We start from the raw sequence: 17,520 nt of genomic DNA, 5'->3' as shown, positions 1-17,520 counted from the left end.
CATGACGGATGGCATTGGTAATTTTTGATTTGGACGACACCTTGATCCACGGCGACTGCGCCACCCTGTGGAGCGAGCAGATGGGCCGCCTGGGCTGGGTCGACCCTGAGTCATTCATGCGCAAGAACAACGAATTGATGGACGCCTACGGCCAGGGCAAGCTGCGCATGGAAGCCTTCATGGACTTCAGCCTGGAACCCATGATCGGCCGCACGCCGGAAGAGATCGAGCACCTGGTAGAGCCGTGGGTCGAGGACGTCATCGAGCCGCTGATCTACAGTGACGCCACCAAGACCATCGCTCGCCACCGCGCGAACGGCGACCGGATTCTGGTGATTTCCGCGTCGGGCACCCACCTGGTCAAACCGATTGCGGCACGTATTGGTATTGATGAAGTGCTGGGCATCGACCTGGATGTCAGCCATGGCGTGTACAGCGGCCATACCGTGGGTGTACTGACGTACCGTGAAGGCAAGATCACGCGGTTGCTGGAATGGCTGGAGCAGGAAAGCGAGACGCTCGACGGCGCGTATTTCTACTCGGATTCACGCAATGATTTGCCACTGCTGCTGAAAGTGGATCACCCGCAGGTGGTGAATCCGGATCCGGTGTTGCGTGAACATGCAGAAAAGGCCGGCTGGCCGATTCATCACTGGGTATGACACTGCGCTCCTTGAATTGAAATCCAATCCACTGTGGGAGCGGGCTTGCTCGCGAAAGCGGTTTGTCAGTGAAGAATGTTTCATCTGACACTCCGCCTTCGCGAGCAAGCCCGCTCCCACACTTTGATCTCATTTCAGCCGGAGACGGGTGTCAGACCAAACTCTCGTCAATCACCAACACCAATTTCCCGGAAATCTGGTTGCTCGCCAACTCGGCAAACGCCGCCTCGGCATCCTTGATCGGGAAGGTCTTGGCCAGTTGCGGGCTCAAGCGTCCCTCGGCAAACAGCGGCCATACCTGCTGGCTCAAGTCACTGAACAGGTCTGCCTTGAACTGATCGCTGCGGCTGCGCAGGGTCGAGCCGAGCAGCTGAATGCGCTTGCCCAGCACCTGCGCCAGGTCGAGCTGCGCGTCGCGCCCGCCCATCAAGCCGATCAATACCCAGCGGCCGTCCAGGGCCAGCAGCTTGAGGTCCAGCGCGGCGTAGTTGCCACCCACCGGGTCGAGGATCACATCGAACGGCCCGAAATCGCTTAGCCCTTCAATGCCGTCATTACGTACCACGCCGCCCTGGGCACCGAGTGCCTCGCAGTACGCCAGGCGCTGCGCCGAGCCGACGCTGACCCAGCACGGGCTGCCAAACGCCTTGCACAGCTGGATCGCCGCCGAGCCCACACCACTGGCGCCGGCATGCAGCAAGACTTTTTCACCGGGCTTGAGGCCCGCCAGCTGGAACAGATTCAGCCACGCCGTGCTGTACACCTCGGGCAGAGCCGCTGCTTCGGTCAGCGACAAACCTTCCGGTACCGGCAGTACATGGCGCGCATCCACCACCACTTCTTCGGCCATGCCGCCACCGGCGAGCAATGCGCAAACGCGGTCACCGACCTGCCAGGACGACCCCGGCCCGACCTCACTGATAACCCCGGCGCACTCAAGACCCAGCACGTGGCTGGCGCCAGGCGGGGGTGGATAGAGCCCGGCGCGCTGTAATAAATCGGCGCGATTAAGGCCCGCAGTCGCCACACAAATGCGAACTTGGCCTACATCGCAAGTAGGGCTGGGTTCTGTCAGCCACTCCACATGACCTTCAACGCCTTGCAATGCTTTCACAGTGCCTCCATAGTGAGTCTGGACTGAGCCCGTAGCTGTAGCGCCGGGCTTTTTGCATTATGCGACCGGATCATATGGAACCGGCTCCCTCAAAGACGGCCTAATATGCGTTATCAATTGCCCCCGCGTCGAATCAGCATGAAGCATCTGTTCCCCAGCACCGCCCTCGCTTTTTTCATTGGTCTCGGCTTCGCGTCGATGTCGACCAATACGTTCGCAGCCAACAGCTGGGACAACCTTCAGCCTGATCGCGATGAGGTGATTGCAAGCCTTAACGTCGTCGAGTTGCTCAAGCGCCATCACTACAGCAAGCCGCCGCTGGACGACGCGCGCTCGGTGATCATCTACGACAGCTACCTCAAGCTGCTGGATCCGTCGCGCAGCTACTTCCTGGCCAGCGATATCGCTGAGTTCGATAAGTGGAAGACCCAGTTCGACGACTTCCTCAAAAGCGGCGACCTGCAGCCCGGCTTCACCATTTACAAGCGTTACCTGGACCGCGTCAAAGCGCGTCTGGACTTCGCCCTGGGTGAGCTGGACAAAGGCGTCGACAAGCTCGACTTCACCCAGAAAGAAACCCTTCTGGTGGATCGCAAGGACGCGCCTTGGCTGACCAGCAGCGCCGCCCTTGACGACCTGTGGCGCAAACGCGTCAAGGACGAAGTGCTGCGCTTGAAGATCGCCGGCAAAGAGCCCAAGGCCATTCAAGAGCTGTTGACCAAGCGCTACAAGAATCAGCTGGCACGTCTGGACCAGACCCGTGCCGAAGATATCTTCCAGGCCTACATCAACACCTTCGCGATGTCCTACGACCCGCACACCAATTATCTGTCGCCAGATAACGCGGAAAACTTTGATATCAACATGAGTCTGTCGCTGGAGGGCATCGGTGCCGTCCTGCAAAGCGACAATGACCAGGTCAAGATCGTGCGTCTGGTGCCGGCAGGTCCGGCAGACAAAACCAAGCAGGTCGCTCCGGCCGACAAGATCATCGGCGTGGCCCAGGCCGACAAAGAGATGGTCGACGTGGTCGGCTGGCGTCTGGACGAAGTGGTCAAGCTGATCCGCGGGCCAAAAGGCAGCGTGGTGCGTCTGGAAGTGATTCCGCACACCAATGCACCGAACGACCAGACCAGCAAGATCGTGTCCATCACCCGTGAAGCGGTGAAGCTTGAAGACCAGGCCGTGCAGAAGCAGATCCTGAACCTCAAGCAGGATGGCAAGGATTACAAGCTGGGCGTGATTGTGATCCCGGCCTTCTACCTGGATTTCAAAGCGTTCCGTGCCGGTGATCCGGACTACAAGTCCACCACCCGCGACGTGAAGAAAATCCTGACCGAACTGCAGAAGGACAAAGTCGACGGCGTAGTGATCGATCTGCGCAACAACGGCGGCGGTTCCCTGCAGGAAGCCACCGAGCTGACCAGCCTGTTTATCGACAAAGGCCCGACCGTGTTGGTACGCAACGCTGACGGCCGTGTCGATGTGCTTGAGGACGAGAACCCGGGTGCCTTCTACAAAGGGCCGATGGCGTTGCTGGTCAACCGCCTCTCGGCTTCGGCCTCGGAAATTTTCGCCGGCGCGATGCAGGACTACCACCGTGCGCTGATCGTCGGCGGCCAGACCTTCGGTAAAGGCACCGTGCAGACCATTCAGCCGCTTAACCATGGCGAGCTGAAACTGACCCTGGCCAAGTTCTACCGGGTTTCCGGGCAGAGCACCCAGCATCAGGGCGTGCTGCCGGATGTCGACTTCCCGTCGATCATCGACACCAAGGAAATCGGCGAGAGCGCCCTGCCTGAAGCCATGCCGTGGGACACCATCCGCCCTGCGATCAAGCCGGCGTCGGACCCGTTCAAACCGTTCCTGACGCAGTTGAAGGCTGACCATGACGCGCGCTCCGCCAAGGATGCCGAGTTTGTGTTCATCCGCGACAAACTGGCCCTGGCCAAGAAGCTGATGGAAGAGAAAACCGTCAGCCTCAACGAAGCCGATCGCCGTGCGCAGCACACCAGCATCGAAAATCAGCAACTGGTACTGGAAAACGCCCGCCGCAAGGCCAAAGGCGAAGACCCGCTCAAGGAACTGAAGAAAGAAGATGAAGATGCGCTGCCGACCGAGCCGGAAAAAACCAAGCCGGAAGACGACGCCTACCTGTCTGAAACAGGCCGGATCCTGCTCGACTACCTGAAAATCAGCAAACAGGTGGCCAAGCAGTAAATGATGGCAATTTAATGTGATCGCTCCTCGGAGTGTCATCATATAGACATCATTCTGTCGTGAAATGAAGGACCGCAGGCGCCAAGCCTGCGGTCCTTTTTTTTCGATCGAGATCGCCATGACCATGACCGAACAGCTGAATGCATTGGGCTCTATCCTGGCTCAAGGCAGTTTGCACAGCCTGTTCCAACCGATCATTTGCCTGTCCGAACGGCGCATCCTCGGCTACGAAGCCCTCAGCCGTGGCCCTTCCAATAGTCCATTGCACTCCCCGGTCGCGCTGTTCTCAGTGGCCGGGCATGCCGGGCGCCTCAGTGAGCTGGAGATGGCCTGCCGCGAAAGCGCGTGTCGACGGTTCAGCGAACAGAAACTGCCAGGCAAGCTGTTCCTGAATATCTCGCCGGAATCCTTGATGGAGACCGCGCATCAACCGGGGCGCACCTTGCAATTGCTGCGCGACTTCGGCATTCCCCCCAGCCAAGTGGTGATCGAACTCACCGAGCAGACCCCCACCGACGACTTCGATCTGCTGCAAACCGCACTGCACCATTACCGCGACATGGGCTTCGCCATCGCCCTGGATGACCTGGGCGCCGGCTATTCCAGCCTGCGGTTGTGGTCGGAGCTGCGCCCAGACTACGTGAAGATTGATCGGCATTTTATCGACGGCATCCATCAGGACGCGCTCAAGCGTGAGTTCGTCGGCTCCATCCTGCAAATCGCCAGGGCGTCGCGGGCACAGGTCATTGCCGAAGGTATTGAGCTACCCGAAGAATTGGCGGTGTTGACCGAGATGGGCGTGGACCTGGTCCAGGGCTACCTGCTTTGCCGCCCGCAGGAGCAGCCGCCCCAGGAAGCACGCCTGATGCTGCCCAAGCAGGATAATGCCAACCTCGCCCTCAGCGAAGAAGGCAGCGACCTCAGTGCCCTGCTTAACGAGCAGCCGGCGGTGGATCAGGACACTGCCACCGCCCAGGTGCTGGAGTCGTTCCGCCGCCAGGCCAATCTCAATTCGCTGGCGGTGCTGGACGGGCGTGGCCACCCGGTAGGCATCGTGCACCGGCATTCGTTATCCGACGCGCTGCTCAAGCCCTTCGCCACCGACCTGTTCGCGCGCAAGCCCATCAGCCGTTTGATGAGCGATGACTTTTTGGCAGTTGAATTGAGCCAATCGCTGCAGCAAGTCAGCCGCCTGCTGACCAGCCGCGCGCGGCAACGGATTGAAGAGGATTTCATCATCACGCTCAATGGCGATTACCTGGGCCTGGGGCGGGTGATCGATGTGCTCAAGCTGATCACCGAACTGAAGATCCAGCAGGCGCGTTACGCCAACCCGCTAACGCTGCTGCCGGGCAACGTGCCGATCCAGCAATGCCTGACGCGGCTGTTGCAGCAACAACGAGAGTCAGTGATCTGCTACGTGGATATCGACAGCTTCAAACCGTTCAACGATATCTACGGTTACGGGCGCGGGGATGAGGTCTTGCTGTGCCTGGCGCAGTGCCTCAACGACCGGGTTGACCCCAGCCGCGACTTTGTCGGGCATATAGGCGGCGATGATTTTTTGCTGGTGCTCGGCCCACAGGATTGGCGCAAGCGGCTTAACCAGTTGCTGGATGATTTTCACACCCAGTGCCGACGCTTCTACCGCGCCGAACACCTCGACGCCGGCTGCTTTGTGGCGTTGAACCGCCAGGGCGCGCGTCAGGAATTCGCCTTGTTGTCGCTGTCGATCGGCGTGGTGCATTTATATCCACAGGCCTGTGGGCAACTCGACGCCAGCCAGTTGGCGGAGCTGGCCTCGCAGGCCAAGCACCACGCCAAGGATGTGGCGGGCTACAGCATTCATGTGATCGACAGCATGGACATGCTGGCCCAGACGCTTTAAGCCTCGGCAGATTCCGGATAATCGTATTCGAACACGCGCACCACTTCCGAGGCGTGCCAGGATGCGGCGGCCACGCCATCGGACGGCCCGCTGAAACGCCCCAGGCGCTCCACACATTCGAAGAAACCGGTACGCGGCAGGCGACTGGCACCCTGGCTGATCACCAGTGAGCTGCGCAACGGCTGCTCGGCCTTGGCGTCCAGCGCGGCCAGGTGCTCGAGGGCGGCGGCCAGGGTCTGCATCGCCGGCGTGGGAAATTGCAGGCGCTCCAGCAGCGCGCGGTAGGTCAGCAGGTGACGCTGGCGGCGCGCTTGATCCAGTTCGTTGAGTAATCCATCCCAGTGTTGACGGCTGATACGTAGGCTCAAGATTCATCCCTCCAACCTGCAACGCCCAATTCCCAGGCCAGGCTGCGGCGAATGGCGGCATCCGGCTGGCGTTCACCACTTTCAATCAATCCGAGATACGAGGGGCTGATGCCCACGGTGCGGGCCAGGGTTTCGATGGCCAGTCCCCGGGTTTCACGCAGGCCGCGCAGGTCCGCGAGCGGGCGCAAAGCCTGATCGGGAGCGACCTGAGCGTCAGAAGAAGGAGGGAGTGCTGGTTGTTGCTGACCGGCGGCTTTTAGTAGCGCCTGGTACTGGTCCCATGGCAACACCGCGTACTCGGGTTCGCCATTGCGTGAAATTATCTGAATATCCATGACTGCCCCGTAGGATAACAACACTCACTAAGTAAGCTCTTTCCTTAGGAGTGTAATCCTAACAGCCACAAAGGTCGCAGGGGGATATCCGTGTGATCAGTTTTTTTGCGGGTTTTCCTCAGCCAGCAGCGCAGGCGTCGCAGGCAGGCGCTCAACCACCGCGAGCTTTTCCGGGCGCTGGGCGTCGCGCCAGGCGCGAAAGGCGCTCAGTTCGCCGTCCAGGGTCTTCATGACCCATGCCAGCACGGCGATGTCATCGAGCATGCCAAATACCGGAATAAAGTCCGGGATCGCGTCAATCGGGCTGAGGAAGTACATCAAGCCCGCCACTACCGAAATCAGCGCCTTGGGGCTGATCGCCCGGTATTCGCCGCGCCAGTAGGCCAGGCACAGGGCCTGAAGCAATTTGAGATCATCCTTGAGCTTACCCAGGCGGTTGCCCTGGCTGGAGCCTTTTGCGGCGACGGCAAACAGCAGGGTTGGCAAACGCCCACGGCCAAGCAGACGCGCGGCCATGGGCAGGAAACGGGTGAAATTGAACGGTGGTTTCATCTGTCACTCCAGTTCCAGGCGACATAAAAGGTTATCCACACAAATTGTGGATAACCTTGTGAACAGAGCCTGTTTTATCGGCTGAAAGCCACGGACTACAAGGCTTTCAGTCAGATCGGGCGTTTTTTGCGCACATAAAAAAAACCCAAGATTTCATTGACTTGGCGTTGATGTGCGGCTACCCGTGCTCGAGTCTTATATCAGACTGTTTCAGCTTGCAGGGGTTCGTTTGAATTTACGTCGGGTGTGAATCAGGCGGATTTACCGGGCCGCAGATACGACAACGCCCCGTCGAAACGGGGCGTTGTCTGTTCAGGCGCCGATTACTTCTTGGCGGCTGGAGCAGCAGGTGCGTCAGGGGCTTCAGCCTTGGCTGGGTCCTTGATGGCCAGCAGTTCCAGGTCGAATACCAGCACGGAGTTGGCTGGAATCGCCGGGCTCGGGCTCTGAGCGCCGTAGGCCAGGTCAGACGGGATGTACAACTCGACCTTCTCGCCAACGTGCATCAGTTGCAGGCCTTCGACCCAACCCGGGATCACGCCGCTGACCGGCAGGTCAATCGGGCTACCGCGATCAACGGAGCTGTCAAAGGTCGTGCCGTTGGTGAGCTTGCCGGTGTAGTGCACAGTTACCACGTCGGTTGGCTTAGGCTGAGCGCCATCAGCCTTCTTCACGATCTTGTACTGCAGACCGGAAGCAGTGGTCACTACGCCGTCTTTCTTGGCGTTTTCTTCGAGGAATTTCTTGCCGGCGGCTGCCGACTCTTCGCTCATTTTAGTCATACGTTCTTCTGCACGCTTCTGCAGTGCGGCAAACGCTTCAACCAGTTCGTCGTCTTTCAGCTTCTGTTCTTTCTTGCCGACGGCATCTTCGATGCCTTGGGCTACCGCTTTGGAGTCCAGGTCATCCATGCCTTCCTGGGCAAGACTTTTGCCCATGTTCAGGCCGATACCGTAGGAAGCTTTCTGCGCCGGGGTTTTCAGCTCTACGCTGGTCTGCGAATCACAACCCGCAAGTACCAGGCTAACCAGGGCCACCGCCGCCGCCAACCGATGCTGTTTCATGCTATTTCCTTGTTCGTGCGCCAAAAGGGCATTCGAGTAAAGTCGCGAGCTTATCAGGCGGCCACGACCAATGGCTACCGGCATGTGAGCAGGAAACTTCCGATAAGTTCACGTGTTTAAAAGCATTTTCATTCATGATGGAGGCCCGCGACGGATCGCGGGACTGCCTGCAACCAGGCTCATGGCCACTTGCCGCACCTATGGCGTAGTGGCATAACAACGCGACAACTCGACAAGGATAGTTATCTTGCGCATTTTTTCCCGTGTTTTGCTTCTGATATTGCTCGCACTCGGCCTGCTGCTGGCCGTCGTGCTCTATTACACCATCAACCCCAAGCTGCCCGACTACGTGCCTGTGCAGCAGGTGCGCTACCAGGATCAATGGAGTGCCGCCGATCGCCAGACCTACTATTTCACGCCTCAGGGCACTCAAGTTAAAGGCCTGCACTACGACTGGTTCACCGCCCTGGAGCTGCCGTTCTCCGAACAGCGTTTTGCCACGCCCGAGTACCTGGCGCGCTTTGGGTTTCTGGTAGACCCCAAGCAGGTCCCTACCGCGCAGAACCCCGGCAATCTGCCAGTCGGTTTTGCCCGCCACCAGAATGCCGGCAGCGCGGTTGAATACCTGGATATCACCTGCGCCGCCTGCCACACCGGCGAGCTGCACTTCAAAGGCCAGGCCCTGCGCATTGACGGCGGCTCGGCCCAGCACGTGCTGCCCTCCAGCGTGCCCACCTTGCGCGGCGGCAGCTTCGGCCAGGCACTGGTGGCCAGCCTGGCCGCCACTTATTACAACCCATGGAAATTCGAGCGCTTTGCCCGCCAGGTGCTGGGGGATCGATACGACGCTGAACATGGCCAACTGCGTCAAGACTTCAAACGGTCGCTCAACCAGTTCCTAAAAGTCGCCTGGAATGACACCCACCGCGGCCTCTACCCCACCGAAGAAGGCCCGGGCCGTACCGACGCGTTTGGCCGCATCGCCAATGCCAGCTTTGGCGACGCTGTCTCGCCGGACAATTACCGCGTTGCCAATGCCCCGGTGGACTACCCGCACCTGTGGGATATCTGGACCTTCGACTGGGTGCAATGGAACGGTTCGGCCCAGCAACCCATGGCGCGCAACATCGGTGAAGCCCTCGGCGTCGGTGCGACCCTGGACTTCTTCGACAGCGCCGGCCAGCCCCTTCAAGGCCAAGCGCGCTACCCTTCCAGCGTGCGCGTGCGTGACCTCAACCTGATCGAAGAAACCCTGCAACGCCTCAAGCCGCCCACTTGGCCGGAAGATCTGTTCGGCGCCATCGACAAACCCCTCGCCGCTCAGGGCCGCGCGTTGTTCGCCGAGAACTGCGCCGGTTGCCATGTGCCCGCTGTCAGCCAAGTCAATGGCCGCCCGGTGCAGCAGTTGAAAATGCTCCCCGTTGAATACATCGGCACCGACCCCGGCACCGCCAGCAACATCGCCGACCAGCGCTACGACCTCAGCGCGCTGCAATGGGACCCGGCGGAACTGGCCACGCTCAACGTCGAACTGCACCCAACGCCGACTGCGCCGCTGGACCTGCACAACCTGTCGGTGGCGCAAGGCCTGGCCTACGTCACCGCCTTTGTCGAAGACCACGCCTACCGCGCCGCCGGCGTGACCCCGGCCGAGCGGCCAAGCCTGGACGGTTTCGGCCTGCCTATCGGTGTGCGCGAGGTACGCGCCTACAAAGCGCGGCCACTGGCCGGCGTGTGGGCCACGCCGCCATTCCTGCATAACGGCTCGGTGCCGACGATCTACCAATTGCTCTCGCCTCAGGACGAGCGCAGCACCACCTTCTATAAAGGCACGTTTGCCTACGACCCGCGCCACCTGGGCTTTGAAACACAGGCGTTCAAGAATGGCTTCCGGTTCGATACCAACGTCACCGGCAACCACAACAGCGGCCACGAATTTCGCGCCGGCCAACGTGGCAATGGCGTGATCGGCCGCGGCCTGCAGCCGCAGGAACGCTGGGCGCTGCTGGAATACCTCAAAGTACTGGGCGGCCCGCTGGAGCAACAGTTGCCATGACTATTGGATCTGACTACAAGGAATCTTCGATGCTCGCGCGTCTGTGGCTGCGCCTCGGCGCGTTTTTGGGTAAAACCCTGTTATGGCTGGTGGGCCTGGGGCTGCTGGGCTGGCTGATCGCTGCCGCCTGGTTTGCCTGGCAGCACAGCGGCCCGGTGTCGCCGGACGAGCAGATCCCGCCCGGTGAAGCGGCCATGACCCAGGGCATCATTCAGACAGCCGTGCGCATTGTCGATCAGCACCGCGAAGGCACGCGTTACCTGCGCGACGCGCATGCCAAGGCTCACGGCTGCGTGAAGGCGCACGTCAGCGTAGTGGCGGATCTTGACCCGGCGTTGCGCCAAGGCGTGTTCGCCGAGCCGGGCAAAACCTGGCAGGCGTTGATGCGTCTGTCCAATGGCAATGCCTACCCGCAATTCGACAGCATCCGCGATGCGCGGGGCATGGCGCTCAAGCTGCTGGATGTTCCGGGCAAACAGTTGATGGCGGATCAGCAGGCGCGCACTGAACAGGATTTCGTGATGTTCAGTCATCCGAATTTCTTCGTCAGCGATGTGGCGGAGTATGCGCAAAACATCGGCGCCCAGGCCGACGGCAAGAAGGTCCTGGCGTTCTTTCCCAAGGCAGACCCGCGTAGTTGGCAGGTGCGCCATTTGTTTATCGCGCTGGCCACACTGTCGCCTGCGCCGGCCAGCCCGACGCAGACGACTTACTTTTCGGTGTCGCCCTACAAGTTCGGCGCAGCCAATGCCAAGTTTCGCGTAGCGCCTGACCCGCTCAGTTGCCCTGAGTATGTGTTGCCCAAGCAGAACCAGGACCTGCCGAACTTTCTGCGCAGTGCCTTGAGCCAGCAGCTGTCGACCGACCGTGTGCCGGCGTGTTTTGTGTTGCAGGTTCAGCGGCAGAATCCGCAGAAATTCATGCCGATCGAAGACACCAGCATTGAATGGAAGGAGAGCGATGCGCCGTATGAGACCGTGGCAACCGTACGGGTTGAGGCGCAGGATTTTGATACGCCGGCGTTGAATCTCGCTTGTGATAACCAGTCGTTTAATCCGTGGTTTGGGCTTGAGGCGCATCGACCGATTGGGGGGATTAATCGGTTGCGCAAGGCGGTGTATGAGGCTGTGAGCGACTATCGGCATAGTCGTAATTTGTGAGGTGTCGGGGGTGGGTACATATCCGGTTTTTGGGTGATGGCGGGTATGGGTTCCGCCCTTACGGCGGGTCACTTTGGAAAAGCCCCAAAGTAACCAAAGGGCTCTTGCCCCACCACTCGGCACCTCGCTTAGGCTCGGTGTGCCCTCACTCCGGTACTACGGAGCGGGCCGCCGCGACGGGGCGTCCCTGCCCCGTCGCGGCTAAACCGGCGTCCTGCCGGTTTACCCGCTCCGTACTACCTGCGTTCGGCCAGCGTGGTTTAACGGGGCGCCTAAGGTCAAAGTCAAAAGCAGATCAAGATCAAAAACAGAGCACGGCGGCCTAGTAGCCGACCTGAGTGGTTAGATCAAAAGCGAAGGCGAGGCGGCCTGACAGCCGGCCTGATCTTGAAGGCTGAACTCAATCAAAGGTGGGAGCTGGCTTGCCTGCGATGGCATCAACTGGTTGTGCCTGATAGACCGAGTTGTTTGCATCGCAGGCAAGCCAGCTCCCACAGAAAAGCCAAGCAGTGCGGTGGTGGAGGCTGAACTCGGTCAACTTGTGGGAGCGGGCTTGCTCGCGAAGGCGGTGGGTCAGCCAGCTCATGTGTAGCTGACACGCCGCCTTCGCGAGCAAGCCCGCTCCCACATTTGGATCTCTGTGCATCAGATAGAAGTGTGTTGCTGTGCTCTTGATCCGCTTTTGCTTCAACCACTCAGGTCGGCTTTCAGGCCGCCGTGCTCTGCTTTTGATCTTGATCTGACAGGCCCCGTCAACCACGCTGGCCGAACGCAGGCTTGAATCCGTGGGTAACCCGGCAGGACGCCGGGTTAGCCGTGTTGGGCCATGGATGGCCCGTCGCGGCGGCCCACGGATTCAAGCCGGAGTGAGGGCATGCCGAGCCTAGGCGAGGCACCGAGTGGTGGGGCAAAGACCTTTTGGTTACTTTTGGGGCGTTTGCCAAAAGTGACCCGCTGTAAGAGCGGAACCCTAAGCCGCCGTTACCGCAGCAACGGATATGTACTCCCCCCCCCACCAGCCCGTAAAGAACCCGTATAAATTCCAACTTCCCCATAACGATTACGTCGTCCCTATTGAGCAACTAACCCCCCACGCTCTACCGTCACGTCCTACCCCCAAAACCCGTAGGAAGTCATCGTGGAAAGTTCAACTTTAGGCATGGTCGTCCTGTCAATGATTGCGCTCTTCGGCACCGCCGCGTTTTGCTTCGAGCATCTCGCCACCCGCGGCGAAAAGAAAAAGAAAGCCAAATAAGCTGATCACTGAAATCAGCAGAACCCCAGTTTTTCAAGGGATACCCCGGCACCGGGCTATCCCTTGTTTTCGTTCGTCCAGCCAAAACCCATCTATATACCGTCTTAATACCGCCCCCTGTAATCAGTGCCCGGGCTTGATACCCAAGCGCATAACCTCCCCCGCTTCTTCAACAAGGGGAGTTACACCGTGCTCACACTGACCTTCATTTATGTCGCCAGCGGCTTATGTGCCGTGGGCCTGTTCGCTTACCTGGGCTACGCCCTCATCCGCGCTGAAAAGTTCTAGGGAGTCCGCCATGTACGACGTGATGTTTATCGGCCTCTCCCTGATGTTTTTTGTTGCGACTGCCATGGCCATTGTCGCCATGGGCAAGCTTTGAACGGAGCCACGACATGCTAAGCACTCTGCTGGAATTTGCGCTGGTCCTGGGGTTGATGACCGGGCTCGCCGTGCTGATGGGCAAGTGGCTGACCCGGGTGTTTACCGGGACCGGCCACGCCCTGCCGGAACGTTTTACCTATCGCCTGCTGGGCATCAACCCGCTGGAGACCATGGGCTGGGCCCGCTATGGCTCAGCGCTGCTGCTGTCGAACGCGGCGATGATGCTGCTCGGCTATATCGTCCTGCGCTTGCAGGCGCTAATGCCGATCAACCCGCTGGGCCTGGCCGCGCAAACCCCGGACCTGGCGTTCAACACCGCCGCGTCCTTTATTACCAACACCAACTGGCAGGCGTACTCGGGTGAAACAAGCCTGTCGAACTTCAGCCAGATGGCCGTCATCACCTTTCTGATGTTTGTCGGCGCCACGTCCGGCGTGGTCGCGGCCGCAGGGTTTATTCGCGGATTGAGCCGCTCAAGCTCGGCCGACATCGGCAACTTCTGGGTCGACTTCACTCGCACCCTGTACCGGGTGATGCTGCCGCTGTGCGTGGCCATGGCGCTGGTGTATGTGTGGCAGGGCATGCCACAAACCTTCGCCTCACAAGCCTTGGCGACAACCTTGGAAGGCGCGCAGCAACAGCTGATCGTCGGCGCGGTCGCCAGCTTTGAATCGATCAAGCACATCGGCACCAACGGCGGCGGCTTCTTCAGCATGAATGCCGCGCACCCGTTCGAGAACCCGACGCCGCTGACCAACATCCTGCACATCCTCAGCATGCTGCTGATCCCGTCGGCACTGACCTACACCTTTGGCAGCATGCTGCTGCAACGCCGTCAGGGCTGGGTGTTTTTCGGCACCTTCCTGGTGATGTTCATCGGCTTCCTCGCGCTGGTGTACGGCGCCGAGCAAACCGGCAACCCGTTGCTGACCCAGGCCGGCGCCAACCAGACGCTGTCGATTGAGCAAAGCGGCGGCAACATGGAAGGCAAGGAGCTGCGTTTCGGCATCGCCGACAGCAGCCTGTTTATTGCCACCACCACCGCAGCCACCACGGGTTCGGTCAATGCCATGCACGACTCGCTGACGCCCATGGGCGGCTTCGTGCCGTTGGCGCAGATGATGCTCAACTGTGTGTTCGGCGGCGACGGCGTGGGCTTTATCAACCTGATCCAGTACGCGCTGCTGACGGTGTTTCTGGTGGGCATGATGATTGGGCGCAGCCCGGAATTCCTCGGCAAGAAAATCGAGGCCCGCGAGATGAAACTGGTGATGCTCTCGGTGCTCGCGCACCCCATCAGCATTCTTGGTTTCACCGCCCTCGCCGCCCTGTGGCCGGACACCATGGCCAGCCTCAACAACCTCGGCCCGCACGGGTTCAGCGAGGTGCTCTACGCCTACACCTCGGGCACCGCCAACAACGGTTCGGCGTTTGCCGGGCTGAACGCCAACACACCCTTTTTCAATACCACCATTGGGCTTGCGATGTTGATCGGGCGCTTCTTCACCATGCTGCCGATGCTCGCCGTGGCCGGTTCGCTGGCGATGAAAAAGACCGTGCCGGCCGGTGCCGGGACCATCCCCACCGCGACCCCGCTGTTCATGCTGCTGGTGGTGTTCGTGGTGCTGGTGGTCGGTGGCCTGACCTTCTTGCCGGCGCTCGCGCTCGGCCCGCTGGTGGAGCAACTGCAGTTGCTGTCCGGCCAGACGTACAACTAAGGACATGTTGATGACGACTCAATCGATATTCAAAGGGCTGCTGCGTCCGGTGCTGGTGTCGGCAGTGTTTTTCATGCTGCTGACCGGCCTGGCGTACCCCGCTTTCACCACCGTGGCCGCGCAACTGTTGTTCCCGTATCAGGCCAGTGGCTCGCTGATTGAACGCGACGGCCTGGTGATCGGCTCAGCGTTGATCGGCCAAAACTTCACCAAGCCTGAGTACTTCCAGGGCCGCCCGAGCATGACCCTCGGCGCCGACCCGCAAGACCCGAGTAAAAGCGTGTCGCAGCCCTACAACGCCGGTTCCAGTGGCGCGAGCAACCTGGGCCCGACCAGCCAGAAACTGCTGGATCAGGTCGCCGCACGCGCCAAGGCCTATCGCCAGGACAACGGCCTGCCGGCCGACGCCCCGGTGCCGGTGGACGCGGTCACGGCTTCCGCCTCGGGCCTCGACCCGCATATCTCGGTGGCCAACGCCCGGCTGCAACTGGCACGGGTAGCGCGGTTGCGCCATATCCCCGAGGCCGACCTGCTGCAACTGCTCAACGACCACACCGCCGCACGCACCCTCGGCCTGCTCGGCGAGCCACGGGTGAATGTGCTGCAACTCAACTTGGCGCTGGATGCACATCAGCCCTCTATTGCGGTCAGTGAGTAAGAGATTGCCCTCATGAAAAATGCTCGTTTACCTCTGTTTGATCGACGCATCGTGCTCACTGCCGGCGTCGACGCGTTGAAGAAATTGCTGCCTCAGGCGCAATGGAAAAACCCGGTGATGTTTGTGGTGTACCTGGGCAGCATTCTCACCACCCTGCTGTGGTTCCAGTCCCTGGGCGGCAAGGGTGAAGCGCCCAGCGGTTTCATCCTCAGCATCACCTTGTGGCTGTGGTTCACCGTGCTGTTCGCCAACTTCGCCGAAGCCTTGGCCGAAGGCCGCAGCCGCGCCCAGGCCGCCAGCCTGCGCGGCATGAAACGCCAGACCCTGGCCAAGTTGTTGCAGCAACCGCGCCACGGCGCCGCCTGGCTACCGCTGGAAGCCGGCCTGCTGCGCAAAGACAACGTGGTGCTGATCGAAGCCGGCGACCTGGTGCCGCTGGACGGCGTGGTGATCGAAGGCGTGGCCTCGGTGGATGAAAGCGCGATCACCGGCGAATCGGCACCGGTGATTCGCGAGGCCGGTGGCGACTTTTCCTCGGTCACCGGCGGCACGCGGGTGCTGTCGGATTGGCTGGTGGTGCGCATCAGCGTCAACCCCGGCGAATCGTTCCTGGACCGCATGATCTCGATGGTTGAATCGGCCAAGCGCCAGAAGACGCCCAACGAAGTTGCGCTGACGATTTTGCTGGTCGGCCTGACCCTGTTGTTCCTGCTGGTGATCGCCACGCTGAGCCCTTACTCGATCTTCGCCGTGGCCATGAGCGGCAGCGGCAGTGTGATCAGCGCCACGGTGCTGGTGGCCTTGCTGGTGTGCCTGATCCCCACCACCATCGGCGGCCTGCTTTCGGCCATCGGCGTGGCGGGCATGAGCCGGATGATGTCGGCGAACGTCATCGCCACCTCGGGCCGGGCGGTCGAAGCCGCGGGCGATGTCGACGTGTTGCTGCTGGACAAGACCGGCACCATCACCCTGGGCAACCGCCAGGCCAGCAGCTTCTTGCCGGCGCCGGGTGTGAAGGAAGCCGAGCTGGCGGACGCTGCGCAACTGGCGTCCCTGGCCGACGAAACCCCGGAAGGCCGCAGCATCGTGGTGCTGGCCAAGCAGAAATTCGACATCCGCGCGCGCGACATCAACGCCCTGGGCGCAAGCTTTGTGCACTTCACGGCGCAAACGCGCATGAGCGGCGTGGACTTGCCCGAAGGCCGTGCGATTCGCAAGGGCGCGGCGGATGCGATTCGCAGCCATATCGAAGCGCTGGGCGGGAGTTTCCCGGCAGCATTGCAGACCAAGGTCGATGAAGTGTCGCGACGCGGCAGCACGCCGTTGGTGGTGTGCGACGGCGCCAAGGCGCTGGGCGTGGTGGAGCTTAAAGACGTGGTCAAAGGCGGCATCAAGGAGCGCTTCGCCGAGCTGCGGCGCATGGGCATCAAGACCGTGATGATCACCGGCGACAACCGCCTGACCGCCGCCGCGATTGCGGTGGAAGCCGGCGTGGATGACTTCCTCGCCGAGGCGCGCCCGGAAGACAAGCTGCAATTGATCCGCGACTACCAGGCCCAGGGCAAGCTCGTGGCCATGACCGGCGACGGCACCAACGACGCGCCGGCACTGGCCCAGGCCGACGTGGCGGTGGCGATGAACAGCGGCACCCAGGCCGCCAAAGAGGCCGGCAACATGGTCGACCTCGACAGCAACCCGACCAAGCTGATCGAAGTGGTCGAGGTGGGCAAACAGATGCTGATGACCCGCGGCGCCCTCACCACCTTCAGCGTGGCGAATGACGTGGCGAAGTACTTCGCAATCATCCCGGCGGCGTTTGTCGCCACCTACCCACAGCTCGGCGCATTGAACGTGATGCACCTGAGCAGCCCCAACTCGGCGATTCTCAGCGCGGTGATTTTTAACGCGTTGATCATTGTCGCGCTGATTCCCTTGGCCTTGCGCGGGGTGACTTACCGGGCGATTGGTGCGGCGGCGCTGCTTAACCGCAACTTGCTGATCTACGGGCTGGGCGGTGTGCTGGTGCCGTTTGCCGGGATCAAGTTGATCGACATGCTGCTTAGCGGGTTGGGTCTCGTGTAGCACC

General features: G+C 60.8%; 14 protein-coding genes. 9 read left to right on the top strand and 5 right to left on the bottom strand.

From position 1 onward, the window contains the following. The first annotated feature begins 8 nt into the window (after positions 1–8). Positions 9–662, top strand: coding sequence for an HAD family hydrolase (locus C4J83_RS09940; protein ID WP_119735577.1), 654 nt, complete (start codon positions 9–11; stop codon positions 660–662). A gap of 151 nt (positions 663–813) precedes the next feature. Here C4J83_RS09940 and C4J83_RS09935 read toward each other — a convergent pair whose 3' ends face one another. Then, the gene (locus C4J83_RS09935) at positions 814–1,776 is read right to left on the bottom strand and encodes a zinc-binding dehydrogenase (protein ID WP_124416902.1); all 963 of its coding nucleotides are present in this window, start codon (positions 1,774–1,776) and stop codon (positions 814–816) included. Between the two features lie 138 nt (positions 1,777–1,914). Between C4J83_RS09935 and C4J83_RS09930 the strand changes: the two genes are divergently transcribed. Further along, entirely contained in the window at positions 1,915–3,996 is a 2,082-nt protein-coding gene (locus tag C4J83_RS09930) for a carboxy terminal-processing peptidase (protein WP_234452694.1), read from the top strand. A 118-nt stretch (positions 3,997–4,114) separates the two neighbouring features. Beyond that, the gene (locus C4J83_RS09925) at positions 4,115–5,884 is read left to right on the top strand and encodes a bifunctional diguanylate cyclase/phosphodiesterase (RefSeq protein ID WP_106580607.1); all 1,770 of its coding nucleotides are present in this window, start codon (positions 4,115–4,117) and stop codon (positions 5,882–5,884) included. On the opposite strand, the gene C4J83_RS09920 is transcribed toward C4J83_RS09925, so the two are convergent. The 4 genes from C4J83_RS09920 to bamJ all read right to left on the bottom strand — a co-directional run bounded on the left by C4J83_RS09920 (position 5,881) and on the right by bamJ (position 8,203). Continuing rightward, entirely contained in the window at positions 5,881–6,252 is a 372-nt protein-coding gene (locus C4J83_RS09920) for a hypothetical protein (RefSeq protein ID WP_010565198.1), read from the bottom strand. The two genes, C4J83_RS09925 and C4J83_RS09920, sit on opposite strands and share 4 nt — an antisense overlap. Next, on the bottom strand, positions 6,249–6,587 hold the full coding sequence (locus C4J83_RS09915; RefSeq protein WP_119735601.1) for a helix-turn-helix domain-containing protein: 339 nt from the start codon (positions 6,585–6,587) through the stop codon (positions 6,249–6,251). The genes C4J83_RS09920 and C4J83_RS09915 overlap by 4 nt, the downstream gene beginning before the upstream one ends. Before the next feature lie 96 nt (positions 6,588–6,683). Further along, entirely contained in the window at positions 6,684–7,139 is a 456-nt protein-coding gene (locus C4J83_RS09910; protein WP_058420139.1) for a YkvA family protein, read from the bottom strand. Between the two features lie 323 nt (positions 7,140–7,462). Then, on the bottom strand, positions 7,463–8,203 hold the full coding sequence (gene bamJ / locus C4J83_RS09905; protein WP_106580563.1) for a BamJ family beta-barrel-assembly machinery protein: 741 nt from the start codon (positions 8,201–8,203) through the stop codon (positions 7,463–7,465). Positions 8,204–8,450: 247 nt separating this feature from the next. Between bamJ and C4J83_RS09900 the strand changes: the two genes are divergently transcribed. The 6 genes from C4J83_RS09900 (at position 8,451) to kdpB (ending at position 17,516) form a co-directional block, all read left to right on the top strand. Beyond that, positions 8,451–10,259, top strand: a complete 1,809-nt coding sequence (locus tag C4J83_RS09900; protein WP_119735575.1) for a di-heme-cytochrome C peroxidase — start codon at positions 8,451–8,453, stop codon at positions 10,257–10,259. Between the two features lie 29 nt (positions 10,260–10,288). After that, entirely contained in the window at positions 10,289–11,419 is a 1,131-nt protein-coding gene (locus tag C4J83_RS09895; RefSeq protein ID WP_124418847.1) for a catalase family protein, read from the top strand. Between the two features lie 1,381 nt (positions 11,420–12,800). Then, positions 12,801–12,962: a K(+)-transporting ATPase subunit F gene (gene kdpF / locus C4J83_RS31070; RefSeq protein ID WP_349815687.1), complete on the top strand. Its 162-nt coding sequence runs from the start codon at positions 12,801–12,803 to the stop codon at positions 12,960–12,962. Between the two features lie 107 nt (positions 12,963–13,069). After that, the gene (gene kdpA, locus C4J83_RS09875) at positions 13,070–14,776 is read left to right on the top strand and encodes a potassium-transporting ATPase subunit KdpA (RefSeq protein WP_106580704.1); all 1,707 of its coding nucleotides are present in this window, start codon (positions 13,070–13,072) and stop codon (positions 14,774–14,776) included. A gap of 10 nt (positions 14,777–14,786) precedes the next feature. Beyond that, positions 14,787–15,434, top strand: a complete 648-nt coding sequence (gene kdpC, locus C4J83_RS09870; RefSeq protein ID WP_106580703.1) for a K(+)-transporting ATPase subunit C — start codon at positions 14,787–14,789, stop codon at positions 15,432–15,434. Positions 15,435–15,446: 12 nt separating this feature from the next. Beyond that, positions 15,447–17,516 carry a potassium-transporting ATPase subunit KdpB gene (kdpB, locus tag C4J83_RS09865; RefSeq protein ID WP_124416900.1) on the top strand — a complete coding sequence of 690 codons (2,070 nt, stop codon included), beginning with the start codon at positions 15,447–15,449 and terminating at the stop codon, positions 17,514–17,516. Positions 17,517–17,520: the final 4 nt, after the last annotated feature.

This window comes from Pseudomonas sp. LBUM920 (genome assembly GCF_003852315.1).
GTDB lineage: Bacteria > Pseudomonadota > Gammaproteobacteria > Pseudomonadales > Pseudomonadaceae > Aquipseudomonas.
The sequence above is the reverse complement of the archived record's forward strand: the minus strand, read 5'-3'. Positions and strand labels throughout refer to the sequence as shown.